A 25,593-nucleotide genomic window follows, 5' to 3' on the forward strand; every position below is an offset into this window, starting at 1 on the left:
GCGTGCCCGACAGCGACGAGAGGAAGGAAGGGGGAGGAGGAGGTCAGCGGTGGCGCTGCTGGCGGCCCGGGTGCGGGCTGCTGAGCATCGAGCGCACGACGAGCGCGACGACCGTCAGGGACAGCGCGGCAACCGCCACCGCCACCGCAACCAAGGCGACGGACAGCAGCAGGGCCACCAGGACCGTGCCGACGACCAGGGCGCCGGCCGCGCCCGCGGCCACGGCCGCACCGGGCGACCACCGCGCCGCCGCCCGCGCACCCGGCCCGGCGGGCGAGCAGTTGCAGACAGCGCAGTGGTGACCGAACCCCGGTACCGGCGGCGGGGCGGGGAAGACCTGGCGCCCGCAGGCGTCGAAGACGACCGTGACCGGGGCCTGGCCGTGCGGCACGGACGAGTCGGGCGGGAGGAACGCGCTCATGCCGTCCGCCTCCGCTCCCGGCGCCGCAGCGCCTGGCGCTCCTCGGCGGTCAGCCCGCCGAAGACGCCGTAGCGCTCGTTGTCGTCCAGGGCCCGCCTCAGACAGCGTTCGATCACCGGGCAGCGGGCGCACAGCTCTTTCGCGAGCTCGACCGCCGCCGGAGTGCTGTCGAAGAACAGGTCCTGGTCGACCTCGGCACACACCGCGTGCTCCAGCACCGTCAAGTCGGCACCGAGCACCGGCCGTTCACCCCCGCCATGGCGGCCGGGCAACGGCTGCGGCCTCACCGTCCGCAGGTGCGGACGCCTGCAGGCACGGATGGCCATCACCGCACCTCCGCCCGCTCGACCCGCGCGGCCGGCGGCCACTCACAGCCGCAGGACCCGCACATCTCACGCGCCGCCGTCCGGCACCGCGAGACATAGACCCTGCACCCGCACCGGGGACAGGCAACCGTCCCGCACACCGGACGCCGGTCGTACCCGACGACAGCGGACATCACGCGACCGCCCCACCGGCACGCACCGGGTCGGTGGCCATGTCCACCGCCGCGAACACCGACACCTCCAGCCCCCGCAACTGCCCACGGGCCTGGAAGTGCCAGCTGTCGGAGACGGGCCTCAGGCGGGCCTCCGAGCCCAGCAGCCGCGCCAGACGCGCCACGGCCGGGAACATCTCGCCCGCCGGCATGTGCGCGAACTGGATCCCCACGGCGTCGGCGTGGACGGTGACCGACGGGGCCGGCAGCCCCTCGAACCCGTCCAGGAAGGCCGACACCACCGCGAGCGCCGCCGTCAGCTCGGACACCGACGGCACCGGGGCGGGACAGCACTTGGGTAAGGGCATACGCTGATTGAGCATCAGTACTCCTTAGAACAGGACTGATGTGGGAGCCCCGCTGCGGGGACCGGACGGTGAGACCGCACCTCCGGAACCAACGCACGCGGGGCTTTCGCATGCCTCTCAGCGAGCGAGACATGTAGTACCTGTATCTCAATGTGGATGAGACACGAGCAGTCGTCAAGCCCTCTTCGCAAGCTGGTTCCGCAGGATCAGATGTCTGCGCAAGCACAAGGCTCGCGGTGGCGGCGACGACAAGTCACCCACGTGGTGGACGAGTTGGCGGACGTTTCAGTACCGTGCAAGTCGTCCCAAGGCGTCCTTCCTCGGGGAGAGCGGCATGGCGAACGAGCGCCTGCGCAGTGCGATCGTGGCACGCGGCATGACCGTTGATCAGGTGGCGATACAGATCGGGGTGGACCCGAAGACGGTCGACCGATGGATCAACATCGACGGGAGAAAGCCGTACCGACGGTCGCAGTACGCCTTGGCGAACCTGCTCCAGCGCGACATCTCCTATCTGTGGCCGGACGAGCGGACGACTGACGAGGTACGTGAAGCAGGGCAGGCGGAGCTGGTGAGGCTGTATCCTCACCGCGCCGTCGTGCCAAGGGATTTCTGGCCGGGGCTATATGCCAAGGCAACGCACACCTTCGACGTCCTGGTGTACTCAGGTTTCTGGCTGAGCGAAGACCCAGCATTCATCAAGGTCGTCCGGGAAAAATCAGCCGCTGGCGTCTCAGTCCGCTTCATGCTGGGCGACCCCGAGTGCCCTGCAGTCGCCCAACGCGGGGAGGACGAAGGTATTGGCGCCAGCATGGCCAGCAAGGTCAGGAATGCGCTGGTCAACTACACTCCGTTATTCGGCCTGCCGGGTGTCGAGTTTCGCCTGCACACCACGACGCTCTACAACTCGCTCTATCGGTCTGACGACGAGCTTGCCGCCAATGGGCATATCTATGGCATTGGCGCCTACCTGGCCCCAGTACTGCACTTGACCCGCATACCGGGTGGCGAGTTGTTCGACTCGTACGCCGAGAGTATTGAACGTGTTTGGCAGGGGGCTCGCACGATCCGCAGTCCTCATGGCCTGGGAGCGACTGTATGAGCCGGACCGACTACTTTCACGACCCGCAGGCGCCAACGGCGAATTCGGTTGTCCCGTCGGTGACCGCAGTAGTGCGCAACAAAGCTGGTGCCGTGCTGCTTATCCACAAGACTGACAACGATCTCTGGGCTCTCCCAGGCGGCGGTCACGACATCGGCGAGTTCATCAAGGACACGGTAGTGCGTGAGGTTGAGGAAGAGACGGGCATCCGCGTCGAGGTCCTGGAGGTGAGTGGTCTCTACACCGACCCCGGGCACGTCATGGCGTACGACGACGGTGAGGTCCGTCAACAGTTCTCCATCTGCTTCCGCGCACGTCCGATCGGTGGCGAACTCCGGACAAGTAGCGAGTCCAAGGAGGTCCGTTGGGTACTCCCGGCTGACCTGGAATTCCTGGACATTCACCCGTCGATGCGCCTCCGCATCGATCACGGCCTCGATGAACAGCGAGATCGGCCCTACATCGGTTGAGGAGCACCGATGTCGGCAAGCCGACGATTGACGCGTCTGCTGGCCGCGTGGATCTCGGGCTCAGCGCGCCGGATGAAACGTCCGACGATGCTCTCCGAGCCGTATCGGCCGACGATCTCGGCGACACGGTCAGTAGACGTCGTAGGGCCTCCATTGGGAGTGGTGTGCATGTCGCTGTACAGCAGTGCGTCCACCAAATGCGGCTGCTCCAAATCGAACTCGGCCTCTAGCTCACCCCGCAACCCTCGCTCCTCCGCCTCCAGCAGCGCACAGGAGTGATGAGCGACGAGCCGCACGATGCGCTCATCCGCGTGCTCAACGGTGCGCAAGAACCGGGCTCCGTCGAGTGGATGGAAGCCGGTCGCGACGAGCTGCGGCGAATACCCGATGTCATGAAGCACGGCGGCGGCTTCCAGCAACTCCGCGTCGGCGCCCAAGACAGGAGCAAGACCACGAGCCCGCTCCTGCACGCCGCAGGAATGCGCCCATCGACGCGGTAGCGGCTCAGCCAGCAGAGACTCGGCAAGCTCGTGGGCCCAGGTGATGAGTTCCATGTGCAGCGACCCTACGGGGTGCCAGCCGCCGGCGGGAGAGCCTTCACGATCCGGCCCTTGCCGTGTACGGATTCGAGGAAACCTTCGCCCTCCAGCTGACCCAAGGCCTTCCGAAGGGCCGAACGCGAGACGCCGAAGCGCTCGCAGAGGGACGACTCTGAGTGAAACACTCCACCGACCTTGAAGCCTCCTGCAGCGAGCTCCGCGCGCACCCGGTCGACAAGCGGCGGCATACCGGTGCCAACGCGGACCGTCCAGCCAATGCCAGGCCGCGACTCGATCAGCCCTTCCGCCGCGAGCACGTGCAGGGCACGCCGGACAGTGGTACGCGAGACACCGTACTCACGCATGAGGTCCGCCTCAGAGGGCAGCCCTCGCTGTCCCACCTTCGCGTCCAGCCCATGCCGCAGGGCATTGGCGATCCGCAGGTATGTCCCACGCGGATTCGGTGCAGACACGAGACTCCTTTCGTTCAGATCACCCCCGCGTGCGCGGGGACCACAAGCGTCGACTGGGCGTTTGCCAGCGCAAGGCAGCGTTTTTGCTCGCTCTCCAAGGAGTGGTCAGGAGCTCCCCTCCCGCACACCCAGCTCACCCACACAGGCTCATGGAACGGCTGCAGCAGCACCGCGCCCACGAGAAGCCAGTACATGCAGAAGGGCCACGAGAGTCCCCGAGCCCATGAGTTCGCCGCGTGCCATGAGGCTGGGGATGTCCGCCAGGGGAACCCAGGCGATGTGGCCGGCCTCCTCGACGTCGGTCGGATCGCCGATCCGCTTCGCACCGTGCCCGACGAAGATCTCGTGCGGTGAGTCCACCATGCCGACCATGGGCTGATAGGTCACCACGTGCTCCAGCCCCGCCGGCCGCCAGCCGGTCTCTTCCTCGACCTCCCGCAGGGCAGTCCCGAGCGCTTCCTCGCCCTCGTCCACGATCCCGCCCGGCAGCTCCCAGCCCCAGGCGTCCGGCACGAAGCGGTACCGCCAGAGCATGAGCACCCGGTCCTGGTCGTCGAGCACGGCCGCGATCGCGACGTGCTGCAGCCGTACGACGTGATGCTCGAATCGCTCGACGCCCGGCGGCTCGACATCGACGAGGGCCAGCTGCACCCACCGGTTGTCGTAGACGGTTCTCTCCCCGTGGATCCGCCACGGCTCCAACTCACCCGGTGAGGCAACACTCACGGGCCGCGCCGGCACCCGGTAAGAGCTGCGTCCGTGTACTTCCAGCACGTGCTCGGCAAGCAACCGGGCCAGGACCTGCCGCAGGGCGGTGCGACCGATGCCCAGCTCCTCACTCAGCGCCCGCTCCGATGGGAGCTTGTCCCCGGGGGCGAACTCCCCCGATGCGACCCGTGCGCGAATCGTGTTGTACACCTTCGTGGACTTGGGACCCATCCCCCGAACACACTCCCGCTCAGCTCATTGGCACGGACCGGCGTATCGACCGTCTCTAGTTCCGGCGCATCCGCGCGTGCAGGGACCACACTTCGAAGATGGGGGCAGCGCGGATGAGCTTGGGATCACCCCCGCACACGCGGGAAACGTCACGCTAACACTCCAACGTCAGGGCCTGATCGGGACCAACCCCGCGTGTGCGGGGACCACTCAGAACGTACCGAACTTACTGAACTTACTTCGGGCCCAACCCCGCGTGCGCGGGGACCACACGGGCGGGGTCACGGTGGAGACCCGGGCCCGGGGACCAACCCCGCGTGCGCGGGGACCGCCGCGAGGGCGGCCGCACGAGTGCGCTCGCCCAGGGACCAACCCCGCGTGCGCGGGGACCGCGTCTCGCTGTGCAGGCGTGCCGAGATCTCGCTGGGACCAACCCCGCGTGCGCGGGGACCACCGAGGGGCCCCTGGTGCTGGTGGGCCATTCCATGGACCAACCCCGCGTGCGCGGGGACCACGAGACTTCGCCAGAAACGGCGAAAGCCCGGTGGGGACCAACCCCGCGTGCGCGGGGACCACAGGCCACGACCTGGGCATTCATCTCGCCCAGGCCCCGTTTTTACTCACTTCCAGGAAACCCGGCAAAGAAGACTTTCGCCACGCGCCACACATCCCACCCAACATCCCCTCCATACGCAGATCGTAGTCCGGACAGGGAGAGGGGACCACGCCCCCCATCCGTGAAGGCCTGGGAGACCACGGCTGTGCCCCCGGCGACGTCCTGGTGGCTGCGGAGCTCATCGTGCGGCAGACTCCCCCCGGCTTGGTGGACAGCGAACCGCGGGATGCCCTCACGCAGATCGTCGACGAACGCACCGTTGGGTGGTTCTGCCTCGTACGAGAGCGTGTATGGCCGCTAGCTGGTGTTCCGCTGATGCCTCAGCTCGCGCGCGTAACGCGCGCGCACGCGTAGAGGGGTCCAGAAAGTCCAGGTTCCCCGTGCTGAGTCGCACCGCCCGGGAGGGTCAGCGTCGCTCGCGCCAGGTGTTCCAGGCCTCGATCCAGCGCGGCAGCAGGATGTCCGTGAGGTGGGCCGGCTCTGCTCGTCGAGCGTCGGGGGTGGCGTCGGATTGGTTCGGGTGAGCGTGCCAGTACTCGTCCCAGGCTCGCTGGGCCGCGTGGCTCGGCACGTCCACACGGCCGGTGGCGAAGTCGGCTGTCTCACCGACCGCCGCTGCGCGCAGGGTGGGGTCCGCCGAGAACCAAGGCACATGTTGGGCGAGATGGACGATGTGGTTGACCATGGATGTCGCCAACTGACGAGCCCTATCTGCGGACTCTCCCGGCCGACTGGTGAGTTCGTCGACAGCAGCCGCCCAGAGCGTGCTGCGCCGCTCTGCTGCAGGCTCGCCGGAGCTGTATGCCATGGCCAGCGCTCGAACTGCTCCACCGGCGACATCAGGCTGTGGACGCGGTGCTGCGGAGTGCTCTACGGCTTCCGTCATGCGCTGCAGCAGGGTGCTGCGCCCCTGCAGGAACGGATCGAGGTCCTGGACCTGCCCCACCGCGACAGACTCGGGTTCGACTCCGCTGCCGACTGCGACGAGTCGTTGGCTGTCCAGGTCGAGTACGAGCGCCCATAGGGCACCCCGTCGTCCCAGAGCGGCGGTTGCCGGCGTGGAGTCACAGCGGACGCGTGCCTCGGAGATGTCGACAGGGCCAGAAGCGGCCGGGTGCTGCTCGTCGTTGAGAGAGGCGTACCGCTCCTCTTCCAGCTCGACGGCCGCCGTCAAGGCGCTGCGGGGGTCAGCTTGGGCCGACCGGTCGTCCGGTGCGAGAGTGGTGACGGCCACGAACGGCCCTGCAGAGCTGTCCCATTGGCCGTACGCCAGGGTCACCGATATCCAGCGCCCGCCCACCCGATGGGCCTCGGCGAGGGCTGCAGGGGTCACGGTCGGCTCACGCAAGCCGTGGACGGGGAAGGGCGGGTGCGCGACCAGGGCTCGTAACGCTGAGTCGGGGTCGCGGCCCGGGTGTTGGCCGCTGGTGTGCCGCATGGGCCGGAGTGTCGCAGCGGGGCGGCACCCGGCGGAAGGGTGCGGAGCAACGTCAAGAACGGCGCCGCTCCGCACTGGCCGGGTCAGCCCGGGTTCACAGGTACTGGAAGTCGATGGGACCGGCCGAGCTGCACACGCCGGCGGTCGTGACGGCCCAGGACTGAGTGTCGAGGTGAGCTTCCCAGTTTCCGCGCGGCCCGTCGCCTGTGTGGCCGCCGTTCCACTTGTGCCGGAAGAAGAGACTGCCGCTCGACTCGTACCCGTAGTAGTAGCCGCCGGGCCCGTAGATGCGCACCCACCAGTCGTACGAGGTGGCCGCGCTGTCGGTGGTGAACCCGGTGTTCATCCGGTACGGCCTGGAGTTCGTGTTCTGGAAGCCGATGGTCACCCAGGACGAGCCGCAGTCGCCGGGGAGAGTCGTCGGGGGTACCAGCGTGCCGCGCTGGACCACGTGCTTGGCTTCCCAGTCCTTGCTGACCTTCTCGTACGCCTCGCGCGAGATCGTGAGGCTCCTGCCGTCAGCGAGCTTGATCTGCACCTGCTGCCCTGCCGGGACGACATCGACCACGGTGACGTACTTCATCGTCTGCGTCGCCGTCGCAGCGTGCCCCGAGGTGCTGTCGGACGGTGGTGCGGCGGTCGCCCCCGTGGTGACGCCCACGGAGGTGGCGAACGCTACCGCGAGCACCGAGAGCACCCGGGGCAGCCCTAATCTCTTGCGTCTCATGTCGGCATCCCTTCGCGATCGTGGAGTCTGACCTGCGGGGCAGCGCGGAAGTACAGTCGTCCGCTGTTACGCACCCCGCTGGCTGACAACACGGCATCGTTCCGGCGTGGCTGACGGGGCGGCAAGAACCGCGAGGACGTAAAGAGACGGTGCATCCGACGAATTGACGCCCGCCGCTGAGTAGCCGGAGGGCCTGGACCAGGGGGGCCGGACGGGGCGTTCGGAGGTGTCGGAGCGTGAGCGACCGGACACGCAGGCCGGATCTGGGGGGAGGCCCGTCCCCCAGGCGTCCCCCAAGACCCTTCGCACGGCCGGATTACCCCGTGAACATGCAGGTCAGGCCTCTGCTGGGCCCGTCCCCGCGACCCTCTTGAAAACCGTCGTGGCAGCGATGTCACCGAGGGTTCAAATCCCTCAGCCTCCGCCGAGGTCAGCGTAGATGCTGGTCAGAAGGGGTGCCCCTGGTTCGGGGCACCCCTTCCCGGTTCACCCTGTCTCACCGCGTATCTCTGGTGTCTCAGCTTCGTCCAGCGCGTGTGGCCAACCTGCGGCCAGCTCGCCGGGCTTGTGCTCCGTGTTGTCCTGCTCGGCGAAGCCGCGATCGATGAGCTCGTTCATTCGCTCCTCCTCGCCGTGGAGGACCTTTGCGTAGTAGCGCTGGAGCACCGCCACGCTCTGTCCCGCTCGACGCGCGGTCTCGGCGAGGCTCACGCCGGAGCGGAGCCAGAACGACACGCAGGCATGGCGCAGGTCGTACGGGATGCGGGCCAGGGGCGAGGCGACCTGGTCCGGGGTGAGGGCGCGACCCCGGGCCTCCTTCCAGATCGCCCCGTACTCCTGCGAGCGAACCGGCCCGCCCTCGACCGCCCGGAACAGCCGGCCGTCCTTCCCGGTGCCGAACTGCTCGATGTGCCGCTTCAGCAGCCCGACCAGCACGGGAGGAATGGGCACCGGACGCACGGTTCGCCGGGGGCGGTGCTTGAGACCACGCTCCTCGTACGACTTGCCGTCGTCCGTCCAGGCCGAGCCGACCTGCGGCCGGGCCCCGGCGAGGTTCAGCCGACCCCAACCGGAGTCCGGCAGGACGCACTGCGCACGGCTCAGGACGGAGACCTCCTCCGGCCGCATGGCCGCGTAGTACATGCACCCGAAGAACGCTTCGAGGTGCTCGCCACGCTTGCCCTGCTCGCGCACGGCGGTGAGTAGGGCACGGGCCTGAGCGGGCGTGGCGACGCTTCGTTCGTCCAGTTCCTCGACGGACTTGGGAGCCTTCCAGCGCACCCGGGCCAACGGGTTGCTGAGCAGCAACTCCCGCTCCACGGCGATGTTGAGGCAGTTGCTCAGCACCGCTCGCCTACGTCTGACGGTGTTGGCGGCGGCCGGCGTGCCGTCCTTCTTCTTCGCCAGGAAGTCGAGCACCGTACGCATGCGCTGGGCGCTGTCGAGGTCGGCGATGGCCGGTGAGTGCTTCTCGACCCACGCGAGCGCGGCGGCCTCGGCCTCCGGCGGTTCCTGCTGCCGACGCCCGGCGTTGTAGGCCCACTGGTACAGGGCCCGCCGCAGCAACTCGGACTCCGGGCGCCCCTTGGCGTTGGGACACACCGAGATGGTCACCAGGGTCAGGCTCTCGGCAATGCTCGCTCGGTGCTTGGCCGCGGCGCCGGGCCACTTCATGTCCACGTAGTCCTTGGCGTGGCTGTACCAGGTGACGCGGTTGAGCTTCCGCAACTCCGAGACAGGAAGCCCGGTCTCCTCGTCGAACGCCTCACCGCTCCGGGCAGCGGTGAGCAGCTGGGAGCGGCGCCCGTCGGCCAACGTCCAGGTGGCGAAGGGCTGTTGATGCTTATGTCCGCCGACCAGCCAACGTAGCTGGTAAGGAGAGGATTTGCTATCCCGGCGGCGGATACCCCAAATGCGGACATCGAAGGTAGGCAGGGCGAATCTCCTCGTACGAAGCGAGGGAGCCCGCCGGGTGGCGGGCTCCCTCGGGTTGGCTGTGAGTTCAGGCGAAGGACTGCTCGTGGTCGGCGAGCCAGGTGTCAAGGTCGCTGCGGCGGACGCGTAGTTGACCATTCGGGAGCTTGATGACCTTGGGTGCCTTGCCGCGTGCGCGCAGCCGGTAGAAGGCGGCGCGGCTCATACCGAGCTCGGCGAGGACCTGAACGAGGGTGAGCAGTGTGTTCCGCGGTGAGTTGGCCATCACCTTGTCCTCCTCTCGCTTCGGGCGTCAGCCGCAGAAACCGCAGAATCCGCAAAAACCTGGGGATGTGCGGTCTGACCTGCGGTGGTGGGGGTGCGGGGGTGGCTGCCGCAAAAATCGCGGGAATCTCCGCAAAAATCAGGGGCGGGTGCGGGCCGGCGGTGCCGGGCGGGGGCCGGGCGGATTTCTGCGGCACTTTCGAGGATTTTTGCGGCGGCGGGCCCGGTCGGCCGTCCGTGCTGGTCAGCGGGGGTGGCCGGGGGTTTCTGCGTATTCTGCGGTTTCTGCGTACGGGCTCGTGCGCGGGAGGGGGCCGCAGGGGTCATGCCCCGGCCTCGCGTACCTGGGGGTGGATGAGGTAGCGGGGGGCCGGGGGCCGTCCGCGCCTGCCCGTGCGGGGTGGTGTCTCGCTGCGGAGGTAGCCGTGTTCCTCCAGGAGTGCCACGGCGGGCTCCAGGTCCGCGACGGTGGGGAACTCGGAGCGGGAGAGCTTGGCGAACAGGTCGCGGCGGGTGACGCTCTCCCACCCGTTCTCTTCCAGCACCGTCAGCAGGGTGCGGGCGCGGGCGAGTGCGGCGTCAGCGCCCATCAGGTCGAAGACGGTCAGGGCGTGGGTGGCGAAGTAGTCGCCGAGTTCGATGGCGGCGTTCATGGTCTCGCCGCTGATCGGCTTGGTGTAGCCGGTTTCCGGGTGCTGGCCCAGGTGCAACAGGCCGGCGATGCGGGCCGTGGCTCCCACCAGCTTGCTGGCCCACTTGGTGATGTGTCCCAACCGACCGCCGCGAGCCCGGAGGTGGGGTTCGAGGTGCTGGTCGTAGGCGGCAAGGGTCCGGTCCGCGTCCGGAGTCAGGTGAAGAATGGCGGGGTCGGTCCACTCGGCCAGCGCCAGGGTCAGCGTGGTGACGGTGTGCTCGTAGCGTTCGGCGACGTGCTCGGGGACGGGGTCCGGGCTGGGCTTGCGGTAGCCGACGAGGGATTCGGGCAGCGCGTACAGGAAGCGGGCGAGCAACCCGCGCCCGTCGAAGCCACGGTTCTTGCCGATGTCTTCCAGTACGTCGGGCTGCACGGCCAAACCCATGGTCAGGGCCGGGGATTCGATGCTCTCCGTCCTCGTTCGGCGGTCGACGCGCAGCCAGTCCCCGGCATGGCCCTTGAGGAATACCTCCATGTTGGGGGTGCCGGAGTAGCGTCCGGCGATGATGTCGAAGATGCCCCCCTCGGCCGACATCACCGACAGCCGCCCGCCCTGCTCGCTCATCAGGGTCGTGACGACTTCGGGAGTGGAATCATCGGCCAACAAGCGTGGCGAGGCGGGGACTTCGAGGCTATCGGCAGCCTGGGCGAGCGCGATGGCCTCGGCGGTCAGCCCGTCCCGCTCGGCGCCCTCCGCCTTGGCGGCCTGGGCGGCGGCCTTGTCGGCAGCCTCACGGGCCATCTTCGCCGTTACCTCCGCCTCGGCGATGCGTCCGGCCGCGTGGGAGACAAGCAGCTTCTCCGCAGCGCGCAGGGGCGCGGTCATCGTGGCGAAGACGGCCGACTTGCGGTTGCCCGGCGGCAGCGCGACAACGACGAACAGGTTCGTCGGCTCGCGCCAGCGTCCACGCAGCTGCACGATGACCCGGCCGCCGGCCGCCGTGGCGAGCACGGCCAGCGCGAGGGTCCCGGCCAAGTCCGGTGGCGTCTGGGTCTCCTCGGCAACGGCCTCCACGAACTCCCGCAGCCAGGAGGGCAATACGTGGGTGGGAAACACCGGCAGCTTGGGCTGATGGTTCAGCGGGATCGGCTCCGCCCACACCCCGGGCAGCGTCTCGGCCCCCAGCGCCAGCGCCTCGCGCAAGTCCTCATCAGTGGCGTCCGGCGCCATGCCCGCCTGCACGATGCGGGTTCCCGCTTCGATGCTGCGGCGGCGCCGGGCCAGTCCGTGCACGATCTCCGCGTAGTACTCGGCGTTGGCGGCAGAAGGCACTGCCTGCACCAGGGTGTGCAGGTATGCCTTGCCGCCGACGCGGTTCAGATCTCCGACCTGTTCGAGGTAGTGCCCGAGCGTGATCGGGTCGACGGGCTGGCCCTGGCCGTGCAGGTCGAGGATCGTGCGGTGGATCGTCTCGTGAGCCGGGCGGTAGTGGTCGGCGGGGTCCATGAGCGCGCTCACCTTGGCGATCACGTGAGGGGCGAGCATCAGGGCCCCGACGACGGCCTGTTCGGCATCCACGTCGTTGGGCGGCACGCGGGTGAGGTCGTCGGTGGTGCGGTCGCGCATCGGCAGCACGTTGGAGTGCTGTGCGTGCGCGGGCTCAGATGCCATGCTGGAGGTCTCCTGTTTCTGTCGAAGGGACGGAGAACCGGGGCGGCCGCGGTCTTTGGCGAGAGGCGGCCGCCCCGGGCGGAGCTACTCGACGTAGCCGATCGGGCCCAAGGCGATGTGGGCCTGATTCAGGCACGCGTGGAGGGCGTCGGCGCAGCGGCTTGCCGCCGTGATCCCGGCGCGGAGGTCGTCCAGGCGCTGGGTCAGGTCGTCCGGTCCGTTGTCGCTGCGCAGGTGGCCCTTGCTGTGCAGGCGGTCGATGAAGTCGCGGATCTGGTCGAGTGCTTGCGGCAGGCGCATGGCCAGGGTGGAGAGGTGGGCGACGGTGGTGTAGGCGTCGCCCGGGTACTCCAGGCCATGTCCGGTCTGGCGGGTGGCGTGGTTGAGGGCGCGGATGGCTTCCGCGGCCGCGTCGGAGAGTTCGGCGGCGGTCGGGGGTTTGCCGGGCATGCTCGCTCCTTGGCGGTGTCGGTGGCTTCCCCTTGCGGGTCAGAACGGCGGTTCGTGGTGGGTGCAGGCCGGATCGGCGCACCAGCAGTCGTGTGCGGGGTGCCGGCGGTGCAGCCATGCCGGGCGCTTGGGCAGCCGCAGGTAGGCCAGCGGCAGGAACGGGGCGCAGTGGCAGTCGCTGTACTCGGGTTCGTCCTGGCCCTGGACGCCGTAGGCCAGTTCGCCGCGTCCCTCGCAGTCGGGGCAGTTGGGGTCGGGCGTGCGGTGCAGGGCGAGGATCGGGCGGGGCCCGGTCTGGCGGCCCCGGGGGCTGGTGGACACCCAGGCGCTCCAGTAGCGGACCGCGAGGCGGTGGCGGGCCATGAGGCGGCGGATCACGCGGTGCCCTCCTCGTAGGCCGCTTCGGTCTCGTCGGCCATCGTGTCCAGGCTGAGGAGCAGTTCGCCGAGCTGGCGGCGGGTGAGGAGGCGGGTGTAGGAGCGTTCCCACTCGTGGCAGTCGAGTTCGACGGTCACGATCTCGTCGGGGTCGTAGGTCATCCTCGGATCTCCTTGGTGGTGTCGGTGGCGGGCAGTTCGGGCAGCCCGGCCCTGGTGAGGGCGGCCGGGTCGAAGCCGGGTAGGGCTTCGCGGTGGATGAGGGCTTGGGCGAGCGCGGTGGCGTAGGCGGCTCCCTCGCGGGCGACCTGGATCTGTGTCCCGGCGCGCAGGGCTTCGACGCGTTCGACGTGGGCGTGTTCCTCGCGCCGCTCGGTCGTGTGCCGCTCGTAGGCGATGCTGTCGCGGCGGTCGTTGCGCCAGTGCCGGGCCGCGAGGGCGTAGGCGATGACGGTGGCCAGGGCCCACAGCAGGAGCGGCAGTGAGAGGCCGTCGGCGTATCCGGCGACCCCGGCGAGGGCGAGCCCTCCGGAGGCGGCGAATGCGGTTCCCGCGATGGTGCTGTCGCTGGCGCGTCCGGCGGCCGCGAACCCGCCGGCCGCGGCGGCCCCGGCGGCGAGGACGGTCATCAACGCGGCGTCGCCGAAGGAGTGTTCGGCGCCGTTGGCGTTCCAGATGCGGCCGAGGATGAGCATGGTGGACGTGGCCACGGCGGGTGCTGCCTTGGGGGCCGCGAGCGCGAGCCAGTGGCGGGCCGCGGTGGGTTCGTTCACGGTCGGCTCCTCAGAGTTTGCCGATGGCGTTGACGACGGCGGTGGTGAGGTCGTTCATCGGCTTGGAGGCGCCCGTGGAGGCGAGGTAGAAGCCGAACATGATGGCGATGAACGCGGAGCCGTAGCCGAGGGACTTGGAGCGGAGCAGGAAGAACAGGACGAGTCCGAACAGGGCGACGAGCGAGACGGTGACGGCCATCGGGTCATCCCTTCGGGGTGGGCTGCTTGGAGGCGGGGGCGGGGGCGGGGGTGTGGGTGCCGTCGCGGTAGATGCGCAGCCACAGGTTGTAGAGGTGGCGTCCGACGCGTATGCGCTTGCCGTGGCCGTCGCAGCGGCGGCAGTGCTTGCCGCGCTTGGTCCGTCCCTTGCGGTCGGTCTTGAGGGCGTAGCCGAAGCCGCGGCACTTGCGGCAGTTGCCGAACGGCGATCCGGCACACAGGCTCACGTAACCGAGAGTGACGATGAGCAGGCAGGTGCTAGCAAGGAGGAAGAGGGTCATGGAGAGCCTTCCGGGCGGGGTTTCCGGTGTTTCCGCAGGTGGGGTGCTAGGCGCTAGGTTGCTGATCAGGGCATGGATCGGGTGCTAGCGGGGCTGCTAGGTCTAGCAGCGGCGGCTGCTAGACCTAGCAGTGGTGCGCGTCAGTTCCCGGATCGCTTTCCGTCACGTTGTGTGATGGCTTTGGTGATGTCGGCACGGGTGATTCCCCGGCGGGTGGTGCCCTTGCCCTTCTCCGTGGTGCCCCATACGTCCTGTGCGGTGATGCCGTGCGGGCGCAGGTTGGTGGTGACGGTCTCGGCCTTCCAGCCGCCGTAGATCTCCGGCCGCAGCTCGGCGAGCCGGGCGGCGACCTTCTCGTTCCACACCTTCTCCTCGTCGGCCGGCACCACCTTGAGGATGTCGGCGAGCAGGTCGAAGGCGGCTTCCGCGCTGTCGGGCTGCTGGCCGATGGCGTGGCCGGTGACGTTGCCGTACTGCTCGCGCATCTTCCGCGCGCGGGCCACGACTTGTTCAGCGCCGACGGCGTCGACGAACGCGGAGGCGACGATGCGGGGGTCGTCTCCCTCACCGGCCATCCAGCAGATGCCCCGGTCGGTGCGGGAGAACATGGTGGCCCGGTACCCGGCCCTGTACATCGAGGTACCGAGAACCATGTCGTTGGCGGGCTGGCCCATGACTTTCAGGCAGAACCGCAGCACGGCGTTGGCGGAGATGCCGGTGGGCAGGGACTTGGCGTCCGGGCGCTGGGTGCCGAACAGGGCCACGATCCCCAGCGCGGGGCCGCGCTTGCCCAGGTCGGTGCAGATTTCCTCGATCTCGGCGCCGTACTTCTCGTGCTCGAAGGGGACTTGGCATTCGTCGAACCCGGCCACGATCGGATGCAGCCGTAGCGACTTGTCGTTCGCCAGTTCCGGGGTGACCTTCGACTCCGGGCAGCGCGAGCGCGGCAGGGACTTGATGACCTTCGCCCGGCGCCGCAGCTCTGCACGCAGCTCACGGAGGGATTCGAGGACGTAGAGGATGTCCTCGTCCTCGTCGCCTGCCCGGTAGCGGTGGCAGACCGGCTCCAGGGCGCCGAAGTCGCCGGTGCCCTTGAAGTCGAACGCGTAGATCTCGGCGCGCGGGTCGAGGGCGGCGATGAGCAGGAACAGGCGCATCAGGAATGTCTTGCCCATGCGCGGGATGGAGCCGACCACGACCGAGGCGAACATCAAGGTGACGGCCACATCCCGCATGCGCTGGTCGTTGCCGAAGACGACGGGCTTGAACAGGTCCACCTGCCCGGCCTTCAGCAGCGGCCACGCGGGCTTCTTGGTCTCGTTCATGGGCTTGTCGCCCACCCACAGGATCAGGCGCCCTTCGTGCTCCTCGGGGTCGGCCGCCGGCCACACGCAGCCGACCTTGCGCCGCAGACCGGAGGCGAGCGGCTTGCGGGCCTCCATGATGTCCTCCGGCGTCACACCCCACGGAAGGTCCACTTCGGCCCGGTATCCGGGGCCGTCGCGGGTGATCTCGGAGGTGAAACGCAGCCCGTTCATGTCGCCGCCCTTCTTGATGGCGGCCGACAGCTTGGCGTTGCCGATGTTGTCCAGCGCCCGCAGCACGACCGGCCCGGTCAGCTTCTGTATCTCGGTCTTCAGCACCGCCGGGCCGATGACGGGCTGGTCGTGCGGGGCGCCCCAGAACCCGGCGACCAGCACCGCGGCGGACGCCAGGAACGCGAGCCAGCCCGGCGCCATGACGTACAGGGTCAGCGCGAACACGGCGCCGAAGATGATGCCGACGGTCAGCATCAGCACCCGCAGCCGTACCCGCCGGTCGCGCTGCCGCGACAGCTTCAGGTACTCGGCCGTGTTCTCGTGCATCACCTCGTACGCGCGCAGCGGCGCGGACTCGGCGTCCCACACCCACCGGTTGGTCTGTGCGACCTTGCGGGCCACCCCGCGCGGCGCCAGCACCCCGAGTTGCAGCGCGTACCAGGGGGTTCGGATGCCGTGGTAGAGCGTGGCGTAGCAGGCGTTGCCGGTCGCGCGCTGAACGGTCGAGAGGAATCCCGCCCTGGACAGCAGCCAACTCGGCAGGACCGGCTTGCGCTTGTAGATGGTGACGCCCGGCGACGGCAGGTCGGGCGGGTCGACCGGCCGCGGCGCGGGCGCCTCGCTCTCCTCTTCCGCGTCGTCCGGGACGGCCGGCGGGGCGGGGGCGGCTGCTTCGGCGGGCGCGGGGGCCGGGGCGGCGGGGCGTTTGGTCGTGATGTCGACGACTTCGGCACCCACGTGCTCGGGTTCGTCCGGCTGGTCAGCCGTGATGAGGTCGGACACGATGTCCTCCGCTCCTTGGTCTGTGGGAGTGGCGGGGCCCGGTGTCGCTTGGCCGGCGGACGGCCGGGCCCCACGCGTCGTACAAGGCGGATGGCTGTCAGGCTGCTGTGGCTTCGCCCGTGTTGCTCTCGGCGGTCTTGAGCTCCTGGTAGCGGGCGGAGACCCAGCCCACGGACCAGCCCGTCGAGTCGGCGGCCTGCCGGACCGGGCGACCGGCCGTGAACGCCACGCGCACGGCCTCACGGGCGGCTTCCTCGGGGAGCTTGTCCGCCTCGGTCCGGCTGTTCACCGGGGGCGGCGCCACGTGTTCACGGGGCGCGCGTTGCGGGCGCGGGCGGTGTTCACGGGTGCTTGGCTCGCGGTGTTCACCAGCGGCGCGGGCCTGCCGTTCACGGGCTCCGCGTTCGGCCCGCTCGGCGGCCTCCCGCTCCTCCTTCTTGGCCTGTTCACGGTCGGCCCGCTCCTGCGCCTCCTTGCGGATACGCTCGCGTTCCTCGCGCTCCTCACGACGCTGGCGTTCCTCGCGGTCCAGGCGTTCACGCTCCATGCGTTCGGCGTGCTCGCGGGCCTCCCGGCGTTCCTGTGCCTCACGCTCCAGGCGTTCGCGCTCCATGCGTTCAGCGTGTTCACGGGCTTCCCGCTCCGAGCGCTCACGGGCGGCGCGCTCCTGTTCACGTTCCTCGCGCTCGCACCGTTCACGGGCCTCCCGCTCCCGGCGTTCACGCTCGGCGTGCTCTTGCTGTTCACGGTCGATCCGGGCCAACGCCCGCGTGATCGCCCGACGGTAGGCGAGACCCGCCTCGGCACTCGCGATGAGCAGGAGCGGGGCGACGCAGTGAACAGCGACACCCACCAGATCTCCCCTGAGCCCGGAGTCGCCGATGTTCAGGCCGATGGTCATCAGCCCCGTCATCCAGCGCAGGACCGCCGGCCACCGGCCGCTGTCGCCGCCGAGGCGGGCCACGGTGGAGTCCAGTCGGACGACGATGACGACTGCGGCGTCCACCACGACGGGCAGGATCGGGGCCGTCCACCCCCAGCCGTGGGGCGTGACCCGTTCCACGAGCGGGGTGACGGTCAGGACCGAGAAGACCACCGCGCCGAAGGTGATTGCCCACGTGCCGACGGACAACGTCCGTTCCGCACCCCGGATCTGCTCCGGGGTCATGGCAGCTAGGCGCTTCACCCGGGCTCCCCCGTCGCGTTCGCGGTGCCCCGGCGGCCGTCACGGCGGCCGTTGACAGTCCGGTAGGCCAGGGTGGGATCGCAGGCGGCCTGCCAGCCGCCACCGGTCTGCTTGACGCCGAACATGACCTCGTCCGCCCGGCGCATCAGTCGCGGCAAGTCGAAGGCGGTGCCATGGGGTTGACTCCAGACCACCCCTGCGGAAAAGCCCACGTACAGGTCGCGGCCCTCGAAGTTCACCGGCTTGCCCAGTGCTATAGCCAGCTCGTCCATGGCCCAGCGAAGGTCCGCCCGGCTGTGGACACTGGCCACGGCCACGAACTCGTCGCCCCCGAGCCGGGCAGCGATGCCGCCGTTGTCCAGGCTCCAGCGCTTCAGGCGTTCACCCACCGCTGCGATCACGACATCTCCGGCCGCGTGGCCGTAGGTGTCGTTGACCAGCTTGAAGCCGTCCAGGTCGATGACCACAACGGCCCGGGAGCCGCATGCCAGGGTCTTCCTTGCCCGCTTCTCGAACGGGTCCCGTGTCAGCAGCCCGGACAGCGGGTCACGGCGCGCTGCCTGGATCTGGTACCGCAGACGCAGGCTGTGCACAGCCCATCCGGTCGCGAGCGGTAAGGCCGCGGCCAGGGCGGTCAGGGTCTGGCTCATGCCGCTTCCCCCATCCTCGTGGAACGGCCAGCGGCGCAGGCGGTGCAGGCGGCGCGCAGGAACGGCACGGTGCGCGTGAGCGCGTCGGCGTACAGCGCGTCCCACGCGGCGATCTCGTCGCCGCCCTCCCCCTGCGCGGCCAGGTCCGCGATGACCTCGCGGGCCACGTCCAGGCGGGCCGCCCGCTCCTCGGGAGACTCGGGCGCCAGCGGGCCGCGGAACAGGTCGCGGTCGATACCGGCGGGCAACTCGTCGAAGCCGAGTGCCAGTTCCAGGAACTCAGCAGCGGTCAGGGCTTCCTGACTGCCGATGTACATACGCATCTGGCTCTCTCCTGGTGTCGAAGGAACGGAGAACCGGGGCGGTCGCGGTCTTTGGCGAGAGACGACCGCCCCGGGCGGGGCAGGCAGTACAGAGGCGGGGGTCAGCGGTTGCGGACGCGGCTGGAGATGCTGTTGGCGGTCACCCGCAGGTGACCGGGGCCCGAGACACTCACGTCTCCGGAGACGCTGTGAGCCGTCACCAGCCCGGACGCGGCGCTGGTGGCCTGCACGGTCACGTCACCGGAGGTGGTGGCCAACTGGGCGTGCTGCCCGTCGTACTGGGCGATGCGGATGTCTCCCGAGACGCTGCGGGCCCAGACCGACTCCGAGACGCGGCCGACCGCCACGTCACCGGACGTGGTACGCGCTGCGAGCGCCCGAGCCGCATCCGCGTACAGGTCGCCGGAGACGGAGCGGAACTCCAGCCAGTCCACGGCGCCGTACACGGACGCGTCGGCGGAGGTGGAGACCACCTCCACAGACGACCCGGCCGGCAGACTGACGACGGCCTCGATCATGCTGACCGTCTCCATCACCCCCGTCCCATGGCCGGTGACGACCCGGCCGTTGATGATGGTGACGCCGGTGACCGAGCCATAGAAGGTGCCCATGCTCTGCGTGACGCGGTTGCCGCGGACGCTCTGCATCATCACGTTGCCGGGGAGCTCGGGGACTGCCACCGCGAGCGTCTCGCCGTCCTGGCGGCCGCGGGCCCGGTTGACCGCGTCGGCGGCCGGACCGGACGAGTCGTCCGTCCGCAGCTCCACGCGGGCGGTGGTGATGCTGTCGAGGACCTGGACGCGGACGCTGCCCGCCGGGAGGTCCAGCGCGAGGCCGATCGGGCCGGTGGTCTGGGAAACGAAGGTGCACGTGGTCACTGCGGGTCTCCTTGTTCCACGAAGAAGAGGAAGGTGACCGGGGCGGCCGTGGTCCTAGGCGAGAGACGACCGCCCCGGAAGGCCCCCCACACCGCGATGCGGACAAGGGGGGGCAAGTGCCCCGGCCGGGAGTCGAACCCGGCCTGACGACCATCGGGGCGGTTGAATCAACAGCCGGTCACAGCCACGTGCGGATGCGGACGCGGCGGACGTACCGGCAGCGGCGGCTTCGTTCGCTCATGCTCCGGGCCGGCCATCAACGGCCTCCCCTTGCCCGGGCGTTGTCCTGGCTTCGCTTGTTCGCCTCAGCGGCCTTGCGGGCCAACTCCGCCCGCTCCGCATCTGTCAGACTGGTGATCACAGGTGCCTCCACTCAGGTGCCTGTACGCGGTCCCCCAGGGCGCCACCCGGGGGGCCGCAGTGACGTGGACCGTCCGCACACAGCGAACGGCACCGGCCGCTACGTCGATTGCGGCCGTTGCGCCTCGGCCAGGAGTCGAACCCGGCCTTCGACCATCGAGGCGGTATGCACTGCGCGACGGCGCCGGGCACAGGGCCCGGGCTGTGGGCGCAGTAGATGATGCGGTGACGCGATGGGCACTGCCGCCGTACCGGTCCAGCACGGTCGACGCCCGCGTATATCGAAAGATCACAGGAGCCTCCAGCGGGGAGGGACAGGGCTTCACCGGCGGGCCGCTGCTACGGCACTCCGGTCCCGAGCCTGAGAATCGGGCGCGTCATCGTCGCTGCTCTGACGCCAGCAGGGCGGCGCGTACCAGGTGGCAGCCAAGGGGTTGACCTCCAGCAATGAAGGGATGATCCCCAGGGGCTGTTCTCCAGAGCCGATACGCGGGACAGGACAGGTTCGCCTGCCACGAAGTGGCCGCCGACGGACATCACCCGGCCGTCGCGGGGGGCGGGGCAGAACCCCGCCTACTCGAAGCACACTCTTGAGTTCTCAAGGAACGGACGCTCCCGGCGGGTGCGGCAACCCCTGAAGGGGCTCCCGTTCTCACGGGACCCGATGGCGCGTTCGTACAGGTCAAACAGGTCTTGCGGGCGCTGCACCCCTTGGGGGTTGAGCCGCTCGCTCGACTCTGCCTCAGAGTGCACTGTGAGGCAGAGTCCGTCAAGCCCCCTCACGGAACAAGCAGCGCGGGGCGCTGGTTCTAGCTCTGAGACTTGGGCACTATGAGGCAGAGATCGAGACGAGACTTGGGGTGTAGATGGTCGAGTGGACCGGCAAGTTCGCCTATCAGCAGGTGGCCGATGACCTGCGGCGACGCATCGCGGATGGCGAGTTCGCCGAGACCGGACAGCTCCCCTCGTTCGGACAGCTCCAGAAGTCGTACGGCGTCACGGTGACCGTGGCTCGCGCCGCCATCAATCAACTGAAGGCCGACCGCCTCGCGGTGAGCCATCAAGGCAAGGGCGTCTTCCTCACGGCCGACGCCGGCCGCACAGCTGCACAGCTCGCCGATCCGGTCGGGGCCGTGGCCGAACTCCGCGAGGAAGTTGAGAAGCTGCGGAGCGAGGTCGGGGAGCTGCGCCAACGCGTCGCCACGCTGGAAGCAAACTGACCTTCCGGAAGGCGGGGACGGGGCCTGCGCAGTCGCGCCGCGGGACATCTGAACCTCCTCGTTCGGTGTGGGGCAAGTCCACAGCCGCTGCGCGAAAACCGGTATCACACCCTGCTACCTGACAAATTCGAAGCGGTTTTATACATCCGCTTACACATGCGCTATCACGAAGTTCCATAGTGCTAGTCGAGCCGCTACACTCGCGGTTCCGACTAGCTATCTAGGAGGGGCAGATGGCTCGGAAGCACCCAGATTGGAAACCTGATCTCCTGCGAATGCACCGCGAGGAAATCGGGCTCACCCTGGAAGACGCCGGGGAGAAGCTCCGCGAAATCGCGGAGCGGCACGGCTTCAATATCGCCGCGAACTTCCAAACAATCTGGGGCCACGAAAAGGGTTCGGTATATCCCGGTCCTCATTACCGTCGGGCGTACTGCCGCCTCTATCGCCGGAATGAGGCCCAACTCGGCTTCCGTAAAGCTCTGCCCGGAGAGGATGCCTCTGTGGAATCCGTACTGGCGCCCGCTTCCGTCAAGCGAAAGCTGCCCGACCAGCTGGACATCGTACGCCGAGCGCTCAGCAGCATCCGCGAAGGCACGGATGACGTGGACAGTGAAGCTCTGTGCACTCGTGTGATCGATGCGTGGAGCCGTCGCACCACAGGAAGCAGCACCGACGGCCCGGTCGTGGTCCTGGTGGGCGGGTTCGCCGGGTCCGGGAAGTCGGAGTTCGCAAAGTTCCTCGGAGGGCTCACCAACTGGCCCATCCTGGACAAGGACTCGTTGACGCGCCCGCTGGTCGATCAGCTCTTGGTCGCACTGGGCGGAGTGGCTCACGACCGGAGTTCAGAGCTTTACCGCGAGGAGGTCAGGCCGTTCGAATACCGCTGCCTCATGGAGGCAGCGTGGGACAACCTGGATTGCGGGATCTCCACGATCCTCGACGCCCCGTTCATCTCCGAATTCTCCCAACCTGATTGGATGCAGCGGTTCCAGAACCGTTGCCGGTCCAAGAGGGTTTCCGTTGCGACCATATGGGTTGAGTGCGACCCGGAGTCGATGCGCGAGTACATCGAATTCCGGGGAGCGGCGCGCGACACCTGGAAGATGGAGGCGTGGGATGAGTACATCTCGGGGCTCGATCTGAATATGCGCCCTCAGGGCCCACACTTCGTCGTCGACAACCGGCTGGGCGCCGCCGTGGCGCTGGTCGATGAAGCCCGTGACGTTCTGAGCGGAGGTGGGCTGTGAGCCCGTCCGGCATCATCTTGTACGGCCCCCCGGGGGCTGGCAAGGACACGATCACAGCCGAACTTTCGAAGCTGCGGCCGGAGTTCGTGCTCTTCCAGCGGCTCAAGGCCGGCCCGGGGCGGACCACGGGGTACCGGCTCACCACGACCGAGCACATCGAGGAACTGACTCAGGCCGGAGAGGTTCTGTACCGCAACAGCCGGTACGACGCTGAGTACGCCATCGACCGCGGCGAAGTCTCCGCGCTCGTGGACTCCGGCCGCATCCCGGTACTCCACATGGGGCAGGTTGTCGGGGCCCGTGCCGTCGCAACCTTCCCCATCAACTGGGTGCGAGTGCTCCTCTGGTGCCCGGAAGACGTGACGCGTCAGCGCTGCCAAGGGCGTGGAGACAAGGACTTGGACGCCCGACTCAAGGTCTGGCACGAGACCCGAAGGGATCTCCTGGACCATCCAATGGATCCCTGGTCACTCGTCATCCGCACCGACGATGTCAGCGCAGCTCAGGCAGCGCAGACCATCGACGAAGCCCGAGTGGCCGGCGCACCGGCCGAAGGCCGTGACATCCGTGAGTTGGTCGGATGACGGTCGTCGGGGTACTTCACCCGGGAAGCATGGGCGCCGCCGTGGCCGCACAGGCACGGCTCGGCGGAGCCGAGGTTCTGTGGTGCCCGACCGGACGCAGTTCGGAGACCACAGAGCGGGCCTTGCGACATGGGCTGTCCGCGGCGAGCAGCCTCGCAGAGCTGATCGAGCGTGCCGACGTCATCCTCAGCATCTGCCCCCCGGAGTACGCGGAGGACGTTGCAGTCGAGGTCTCGGCCCACTCGTTCACGGGCATTTACGTGGACGCCAACGCCATCGCACCGGCCACCGTGGCGTGCGTCCACGCCATCATGTCCCGGACCCAGGGGACCGTCGTCGATGGCTCCATCATCGGCTCACCCCCCTCCGCCTCAAAGTCCACCCGCATCTACCTCTCCGGCCCTGCGGAGGCCCTGCCGCCCGTGGCATCGCTCTTCGCCGGGACGTCGGTACAGGTGCACTCGCTGCCCGGCGGGATCGGTCGCGCTTCGGCGTTGAAGCTGTCGTACAGCAGCTACCAGAAGGCGAGCCGCGTACTCGCCGCCGTCTCGTACGCCCTCGCGCGGGACTACGGGGTAGAGGAGGAGCTACTCGACATTGCGCAGGGGCGCACGACCAGCTACCTCGCTGAGACGGCCTACATTCCGAAGGTGGCCGCGCGGTCATGGCGCTGGGGCCCCGAGATGGGCGAGGTGGCCATCGCCCTGCGGGAGGCCGGTCTTCCGACCGACCTCGCGGAGGCGTCGGCCGCCGTTATGAGCCAGTGGAACGATCTCAAGGACTCGCCATCGAGCATCACCGAAGCGCTTGAGCACCTGCACGTAGCCCCGGACGGCGACCCTGGCTAGACCGCTGCCCGCATCACCCCGATGGCCTCCAGGGCGCCCGACACCACCACATCGGGCTCAGGGAGGCCATCGGTCCACGCACGGCCGCCGGCCACCCATGCCGTGCGGAGCCCCGCCACGCGAGCCCCTTCCATGTCCGTCTCGGGGCTGTCGCCAACCATCCACGCTCCGGCGCTCAGCCGGGCACCGCACAGTGCAGCGGCAGCCTCGAAGTGGGCGTACGCGGGCTTCCGCGCGCCTATTTCCCCCGAGACGCAGATGCCATGGAAGAGCGGACCGAGCCCGGTCGCCGCGAGTTTCGCGCGCTGGATGTCCCCGGCTCCGTTCGTCGCGACGCCGAGGGTCCATCCCTCATCACGCAGTGCTTCGAGGCCTTCCCGCACCCCGGGAAAGCAGCGCGCTGACCGAGCGACGCCATCGACGTACTCGCGCCAGAGGTCGCCCGGGCCGTCGCTGAGTCCGAGCACCTCCCGCAGGTGGACGAAGTCCGCCGGGTAGGCCCGATCCCGGAGCCGCTCGCAGATGACGGACTCCGCTGCCTCACCCAGTCGCCGAGACCGCACGAAGCCGCGAGCCCAGTTCTCCAGTCCCCCGCTTCGGTCAATCAAGGTGTTGTCGAGGTCGAAAAGTGCCAGCACACGGCGAAGCTACGCGACGAACCTGCGGCAGGTCACCCCTGGCTGGCCGTCATGGAGCCGCAGCCCCTGCGGAGCCCCTCTCGGCCAACCTCCGGCCAACTGGGCCCCCGGAAGGCGCGGCATTCGGCTATCACCGCAGGTAGGAGCACGTAGCGGGCGCGCGCTGCGGCCGGTCTTGAAAACCGTCGTGGCAGCGATGTCACCGAGGGTTCAAATCCCTCAGCCTCCGCGGGTCCTGCGTTGCCGCAGGTCGGAAGGGGTGCCCCGGATTCCGGGGCACCCCTTCCGCTTCGGGGCGAGAGGGGGAGGCGGCTCCCTCACTCGACGAGCTCCACACCTTCCGGTCTGGGGAACGGCATGATCTCCCAGCCTTCGGGCCAGCCCAGTGTTCCGCACTCTTCTGTCCCGGCTTCGAGAAGCCGGGGAATGCGCCAGTGCCACCAGTCCTGGGGCGGTTCTTCGTCATGGCCGGGCCATGGAATGGTCGCTGCCCGGAACCGGTCGTCGAGTCCGTCGAGCCTCGGCTGACACACCGCCCGTACCCGTGGAGGCAGCAGGGGCCAGACCTTGGCCAGCGCACCGCGGCACCAGATGTCGTTGTCGAACTCCGGCTTGCACCACGCATATCCCTCTTCCACCTGAGCCACGAGACTGCCCCAACTTGCCAGCAGCTGGGGGAGCGTGCATGGTTCTCCGTTGGCCCACACCGTGGTGTTCAGGATCATCCGGCCGCCGAGCCTGAGCGCAGCGATCGTGTCACGTTGGTTCCTCTGCTCCCCAGTCCCAGAGGGCTTGGAGGACCGGGCCCAGGCGGTGTCCACGCGGGGTGAGGGCATAGCGCACTCGCGGTGGCCAGCCCGGGCGGCGGTCGCGCTCGACGACTCCGGCCTCGCCGAGCTGGGCAAGGCGCTCGGACAGCACCTTGTCCGACAACGTGGGCAGGGCCACGCGCAGTTCGCTGTAGGAGCGGTCGCCGCGCAGCAGCTCGCGAACCACCAGCGTCGTCCAACGGCCGTTCAGCGCCGCCAGCGTGATCTCCACTGGGCAGGCGGGAGCAGGCGCCGCAACCTTCGCGTGCGGGTCGTCGGGCAGCCCTGCCGGGTGACCAACCGTTCGGTGAGCCACGAGATCGCCTCCTAGCGTGTAGACGCTCGATTCT

The 25,593-nt window shown here is 68.9% G+C and carries 31 protein-coding genes, 1 tRNA gene and 1 CRISPR repeat array; of the genes, 7 read left to right on the top strand and 25 right to left on the bottom strand.

The features are described 5' to 3' along the window. Nucleotides 1–43 precede the first annotated feature (43 nt). The 3 genes from ACFP1Z_RS06705 to ACFP1Z_RS06715 all read right to left on the bottom strand — a co-directional run bounded on the left by ACFP1Z_RS06705 (nt 44) and on the right by ACFP1Z_RS06715 (nt 1,282). Entirely contained in the window at nt 44–421 is a 378-nt protein-coding gene (locus tag ACFP1Z_RS06705; RefSeq protein ID WP_390314960.1) for a hypothetical protein, read from the bottom strand. Further along, entirely contained in the window at nt 418–660 is a 243-nt protein-coding gene (locus tag ACFP1Z_RS06710; RefSeq protein WP_390314961.1) for a WhiB family transcriptional regulator, read from the bottom strand. The genes ACFP1Z_RS06705 and ACFP1Z_RS06710 overlap by 4 nt, the downstream gene beginning before the upstream one ends. A gap of 259 nt (nt 661–919) precedes the next feature. After that, nucleotides 920–1,282, bottom strand: coding sequence for a hypothetical protein (locus ACFP1Z_RS06715; protein ID WP_390314962.1), 363 nt, complete (start codon nt 1,280–1,282; stop codon nt 920–922). 319 nt (nt 1,283–1,601) lie between these two features. Here ACFP1Z_RS06715 and ACFP1Z_RS06720 point away from each other — a divergent pair, with 319 nt between their 5' ends. Next, nucleotides 1,602–2,369, top strand: a complete 768-nt coding sequence (locus ACFP1Z_RS06720; protein WP_390314963.1) for a helix-turn-helix domain-containing protein — start codon at nt 1,602–1,604, stop codon at nt 2,367–2,369. Next, nucleotides 2,366–2,839: an NUDIX domain-containing protein gene (locus tag ACFP1Z_RS06725; RefSeq protein ID WP_390314964.1), complete on the top strand. Its 474-nt coding sequence runs from the start codon at nt 2,366–2,368 to the stop codon at nt 2,837–2,839. The genes ACFP1Z_RS06720 and ACFP1Z_RS06725 overlap by 4 nt, the downstream gene beginning before the upstream one ends. On the opposite strand, the gene ACFP1Z_RS06730 is transcribed toward ACFP1Z_RS06725, so the two are convergent. From ACFP1Z_RS06730 to ACFP1Z_RS06820, 19 genes are all read right to left on the bottom strand, one after another. Then, on the bottom strand, nt 2,827–3,393 hold the full coding sequence (locus tag ACFP1Z_RS06730) for an HD domain-containing protein (protein WP_390314965.1): 567 nt from the start codon (nt 3,391–3,393) through the stop codon (nt 2,827–2,829). The two genes, ACFP1Z_RS06725 and ACFP1Z_RS06730, sit on opposite strands and share 13 nt — an antisense overlap. Nucleotides 3,394–3,404: 11 nt before the next feature. Continuing rightward, nucleotides 3,405–3,851, bottom strand: coding sequence for a GntR family transcriptional regulator (locus ACFP1Z_RS06735; protein WP_390314966.1), 447 nt, complete (start codon nt 3,849–3,851; stop codon nt 3,405–3,407). 147 nt (nt 3,852–3,998) lie between these two features. Next, the gene (locus ACFP1Z_RS06740; protein ID WP_390314967.1) at nt 3,999–4,790 is read right to left on the bottom strand and encodes an NUDIX domain-containing protein; all 792 of its coding nucleotides are present in this window, start codon (nt 4,788–4,790) and stop codon (nt 3,999–4,001) included. A gap of 182 nt (nt 4,791–4,972) precedes the next feature. Further along, nucleotides 4,973–5,366: direct repeats of the CRISPR family, unit length 28 nt; unit sequence GGACCAACCCCGCGTGCGCGGGGACCAC. Nucleotides 5,367–5,812: 446 nt separating this feature from the next. Continuing rightward, nucleotides 5,813–6,739 carry a hypothetical protein gene (locus ACFP1Z_RS06745; RefSeq protein ID WP_390314968.1) on the bottom strand — a complete coding sequence of 309 codons (927 nt, stop codon included), beginning with the start codon at nt 6,737–6,739 and terminating at the stop codon, nt 5,813–5,815. A 199-nt stretch (nt 6,740–6,938) separates the two neighbouring features. After that, nucleotides 6,939–7,571, bottom strand: a complete 633-nt coding sequence (locus tag ACFP1Z_RS06750) for a hypothetical protein (RefSeq protein WP_390314969.1) — start codon at nt 7,569–7,571, stop codon at nt 6,939–6,941. Nucleotides 7,572–8,057: 486 nt separating this feature from the next. Beyond that, nucleotides 8,058–9,386 (bottom strand): tyrosine-type recombinase/integrase, encoded by a 1,329-nt coding sequence (locus ACFP1Z_RS06755; RefSeq protein WP_390314970.1) that lies wholly within the window; start codon nt 9,384–9,386, stop codon nt 8,058–8,060. 187 nt (nt 9,387–9,573) lie between these two features. Next, nucleotides 9,574–9,771, bottom strand: a complete 198-nt coding sequence (locus tag ACFP1Z_RS06760; protein ID WP_390314971.1) for a helix-turn-helix transcriptional regulator — start codon at nt 9,769–9,771, stop codon at nt 9,574–9,576. A gap of 322 nt (nt 9,772–10,093) precedes the next feature. Then, nucleotides 10,094–12,076, bottom strand: coding sequence for a DUF3987 domain-containing protein (locus ACFP1Z_RS06765; RefSeq protein WP_390314972.1), 1,983 nt, complete (start codon nt 12,074–12,076; stop codon nt 10,094–10,096). Nucleotides 12,077–12,160: 84 nt separating this feature from the next. Next, nucleotides 12,161–12,526, bottom strand: coding sequence for a hypothetical protein (locus tag ACFP1Z_RS06770; protein ID WP_390314973.1), 366 nt, complete (start codon nt 12,524–12,526; stop codon nt 12,161–12,163). A gap of 39 nt (nt 12,527–12,565) precedes the next feature. Further along, complete coding sequence (locus ACFP1Z_RS06775; protein ID WP_390314974.1) at nt 12,566–12,904, bottom strand: hypothetical protein; 339 nt, start codon at nt 12,902–12,904, stop codon at nt 12,566–12,568. Then, entirely contained in the window at nt 12,901–13,065 is a 165-nt protein-coding gene (locus tag ACFP1Z_RS06780; protein WP_390314975.1) for a hypothetical protein, read from the bottom strand. The genes ACFP1Z_RS06775 and ACFP1Z_RS06780 overlap by 4 nt, the downstream gene beginning before the upstream one ends. Beyond that, nucleotides 13,062–13,676 (bottom strand): hypothetical protein, encoded by a 615-nt coding sequence (locus ACFP1Z_RS06785; protein ID WP_390314976.1) that lies wholly within the window; start codon nt 13,674–13,676, stop codon nt 13,062–13,064. Before ACFP1Z_RS06785 ends, ACFP1Z_RS06780 begins: the two co-directional genes overlap by 4 nt. Before the next feature lie 10 nt (nt 13,677–13,686). Continuing rightward, entirely contained in the window at nt 13,687–13,875 is a 189-nt protein-coding gene (locus ACFP1Z_RS06790) for a hypothetical protein (RefSeq protein ID WP_390314977.1), read from the bottom strand. A 4-nt stretch (nt 13,876–13,879) separates the two neighbouring features. After that, nucleotides 13,880–14,176, bottom strand: a complete 297-nt coding sequence (locus ACFP1Z_RS06795) for a hypothetical protein (RefSeq protein WP_390314978.1) — start codon at nt 14,174–14,176, stop codon at nt 13,880–13,882. Between the two features lie 140 nt (nt 14,177–14,316). Next, on the bottom strand, nt 14,317–16,497 hold the full coding sequence (locus ACFP1Z_RS06800; RefSeq protein WP_390314979.1) for a cell division protein FtsK: 2,181 nt from the start codon (nt 16,495–16,497) through the stop codon (nt 14,317–14,319). Nucleotides 16,498–16,594: 97 nt separating this feature from the next. Beyond that, nucleotides 16,595–17,683 carry a DUF2637 domain-containing protein gene (locus tag ACFP1Z_RS06805; protein WP_390314980.1) on the bottom strand — a complete coding sequence of 363 codons (1,089 nt, stop codon included), beginning with the start codon at nt 17,681–17,683 and terminating at the stop codon, nt 16,595–16,597. Further along, complete coding sequence (locus tag ACFP1Z_RS06810) at nt 17,680–18,333, bottom strand: GGDEF domain-containing protein (RefSeq protein WP_390314981.1); 654 nt, start codon at nt 18,331–18,333, stop codon at nt 17,680–17,682. The genes ACFP1Z_RS06805 and ACFP1Z_RS06810 overlap by 4 nt, the downstream gene beginning before the upstream one ends. After that, entirely contained in the window at nt 18,330–18,656 is a 327-nt protein-coding gene (locus ACFP1Z_RS06815; protein ID WP_390314982.1) for a hypothetical protein, read from the bottom strand. Before ACFP1Z_RS06815 ends, ACFP1Z_RS06810 begins: the two co-directional genes overlap by 4 nt. A 101-nt stretch (nt 18,657–18,757) precedes the next feature. Further along, entirely contained in the window at nt 18,758–19,534 is a 777-nt protein-coding gene (locus tag ACFP1Z_RS06820) for a DUF4097 family beta strand repeat-containing protein (protein ID WP_390314983.1), read from the bottom strand. Nucleotides 19,535–20,760: 1,226 nt separating this feature from the next. Between ACFP1Z_RS06820 and ACFP1Z_RS06825 the strand changes: the two genes are divergently transcribed. From ACFP1Z_RS06825 to ACFP1Z_RS06840, 4 genes are all read left to right on the top strand, one after another. Next, on the top strand, nt 20,761–21,114 hold the full coding sequence (locus tag ACFP1Z_RS06825) for a GntR family transcriptional regulator (RefSeq protein ID WP_390314984.1): 354 nt from the start codon (nt 20,761–20,763) through the stop codon (nt 21,112–21,114). Between the two features lie 275 nt (nt 21,115–21,389). Beyond that, a complete protein-coding gene (locus ACFP1Z_RS06830) occupies nt 21,390–22,364 on the top strand; it encodes a P-loop nucleotide/nucleoside kinase family protein (RefSeq protein ID WP_390314985.1) in 975 nt (324 codons plus the stop codon). Beyond that, nucleotides 22,361–22,948: a DEAD/DEAH box helicase family protein gene (locus ACFP1Z_RS06835; RefSeq protein WP_390314986.1), complete on the top strand. Its 588-nt coding sequence runs from the start codon at nt 22,361–22,363 to the stop codon at nt 22,946–22,948. Before ACFP1Z_RS06830 ends, ACFP1Z_RS06835 begins: the two co-directional genes overlap by 4 nt. Further along, complete coding sequence (locus tag ACFP1Z_RS06840; RefSeq protein ID WP_390314987.1) at nt 22,945–23,796, top strand: NAD(P)-dependent oxidoreductase; 852 nt, start codon at nt 22,945–22,947, stop codon at nt 23,794–23,796. Before ACFP1Z_RS06835 ends, ACFP1Z_RS06840 begins: the two co-directional genes overlap by 4 nt. Here the strand turns inward: ACFP1Z_RS06840 and ACFP1Z_RS06845 are convergent. Then, nucleotides 23,793–24,434: an HAD family hydrolase gene (locus tag ACFP1Z_RS06845; RefSeq protein ID WP_390314988.1), complete on the bottom strand. Its 642-nt coding sequence runs from the start codon at nt 24,432–24,434 to the stop codon at nt 23,793–23,795. The two genes, ACFP1Z_RS06840 and ACFP1Z_RS06845, sit on opposite strands and share 4 nt — an antisense overlap. A 139-nt stretch (nt 24,435–24,573) precedes the next feature. Here ACFP1Z_RS06845 and ACFP1Z_RS06850 point away from each other — a divergent pair. Beyond that, nucleotides 24,574–24,663 (top strand) — tRNA-Ser (locus tag ACFP1Z_RS06850). Nucleotides 24,664–24,751: 88 nt separating this feature from the next. On the opposite strand, the gene ACFP1Z_RS06855 is transcribed toward ACFP1Z_RS06850, so the two are convergent. Together ACFP1Z_RS06855 and ACFP1Z_RS06860 are read right to left on the bottom strand one after the other, a co-directional pair. After that, complete coding sequence (locus ACFP1Z_RS06855) at nt 24,752–25,159, bottom strand: hypothetical protein (RefSeq protein WP_390314989.1); 408 nt, start codon at nt 25,157–25,159, stop codon at nt 24,752–24,754. Nucleotides 25,160–25,190: 31 nt separating this feature from the next. After that, on the bottom strand, nt 25,191–25,559 hold the full coding sequence (locus ACFP1Z_RS06860) for a winged helix-turn-helix transcriptional regulator (RefSeq protein ID WP_390314990.1): 369 nt from the start codon (nt 25,557–25,559) through the stop codon (nt 25,191–25,193). Between the last annotated feature and the right edge of the window lie 34 nt (nt 25,560–25,593).

The sequence above is a fragment of the Streptomyces gamaensis genome (genome assembly GCF_042656465.1).
Classification (GTDB): Bacteria; Actinomycetota; Actinomycetes; order Streptomycetales; family Streptomycetaceae; genus Streptomyces; species Streptomyces gamaensis.

What these genes read in the sequence shown, in the direction of transcription:
- ACFP1Z_RS06705 (WP_390314960.1), bottom strand. Translation starts at nt 421, where the DNA reads ATGAGCGCGTTCCTCCCGCCCGACTCGTCCGTGCCGCACGGCCAGGCC.
- ACFP1Z_RS06715 (WP_390314962.1), bottom strand. Translation starts at nt 1,282, where the DNA reads ATGCTCAATCAGCGTATGCCCTTACCCAAGTGCTGTCCCGCCCCGGTG.
- ACFP1Z_RS06720 (WP_390314963.1), top strand. Translation starts at nt 1,602, where the DNA reads ATGGCGAACGAGCGCCTGCGCAGTGCGATCGTGGCACGCGGCATGACC.
- ACFP1Z_RS06725 (WP_390314964.1), top strand. Translation starts at nt 2,366, where the DNA reads ATGAGCCGGACCGACTACTTTCACGACCCGCAGGCGCCAACGGCGAAT.
- ACFP1Z_RS06730 (WP_390314965.1), bottom strand. Translation starts at nt 3,393, where the DNA reads ATGGAACTCATCACCTGGGCCCACGAGCTTGCCGAGTCTCTGCTGGCT.
- ACFP1Z_RS06740 (WP_390314967.1), bottom strand. Translation starts at nt 4,790, where the DNA reads ATGGGTCCCAAGTCCACGAAGGTGTACAACACGATTCGCGCACGGGTC.
- ACFP1Z_RS06750 (WP_390314969.1), bottom strand. Translation starts at nt 7,571, where the DNA reads ATGAGACGCAAGAGATTAGGGCTGCCCCGGGTGCTCTCGGTGCTCGCG.
- ACFP1Z_RS06760 (WP_390314971.1), bottom strand. Translation starts at nt 9,771, where the DNA reads ATGGCCAACTCACCGCGGAACACACTGCTCACCCTCGTTCAGGTCCTC.
- ACFP1Z_RS06765 (WP_390314972.1), bottom strand. Translation starts at nt 12,076, where the DNA reads ATGGCATCTGAGCCCGCGCACGCACAGCACTCCAACGTGCTGCCGATG.
- ACFP1Z_RS06770 (WP_390314973.1), bottom strand. Translation starts at nt 12,526, where the DNA reads ATGCCCGGCAAACCCCCGACCGCCGCCGAACTCTCCGACGCGGCCGCG.
- ACFP1Z_RS06780 (WP_390314975.1), bottom strand. Translation starts at nt 13,065, where the DNA reads ATGACCTACGACCCCGACGAGATCGTGACCGTCGAACTCGACTGCCAC.
- ACFP1Z_RS06790 (WP_390314977.1), bottom strand. Translation starts at nt 13,875, where the DNA reads ATGGCCGTCACCGTCTCGCTCGTCGCCCTGTTCGGACTCGTCCTGTTC.
- ACFP1Z_RS06795 (WP_390314978.1), bottom strand. Translation starts at nt 14,176, where the DNA reads ATGACCCTCTTCCTCCTTGCTAGCACCTGCCTGCTCATCGTCACTCTC.
- ACFP1Z_RS06810 (WP_390314981.1), bottom strand. Translation starts at nt 18,333, where the DNA reads ATGAGCCAGACCCTGACCGCCCTGGCCGCGGCCTTACCGCTCGCGACC.
- ACFP1Z_RS06815 (WP_390314982.1), bottom strand. Translation starts at nt 18,656, where the DNA reads ATGCGTATGTACATCGGCAGTCAGGAAGCCCTGACCGCTGCTGAGTTC.
- ACFP1Z_RS06825 (WP_390314984.1), top strand. Translation starts at nt 20,761, where the DNA reads ATGGTCGAGTGGACCGGCAAGTTCGCCTATCAGCAGGTGGCCGATGAC.
- ACFP1Z_RS06830 (WP_390314985.1), top strand. Translation starts at nt 21,390, where the DNA reads ATGCACCGCGAGGAAATCGGGCTCACCCTGGAAGACGCCGGGGAGAAG.
- ACFP1Z_RS06840 (WP_390314987.1), top strand. Translation starts at nt 22,945, where the DNA reads ATGACGGTCGTCGGGGTACTTCACCCGGGAAGCATGGGCGCCGCCGTG.
- ACFP1Z_RS06855 (WP_390314989.1), bottom strand. Translation starts at nt 25,159, where the DNA reads ATGATCCTGAACACCACGGTGTGGGCCAACGGAGAACCATGCACGCTC.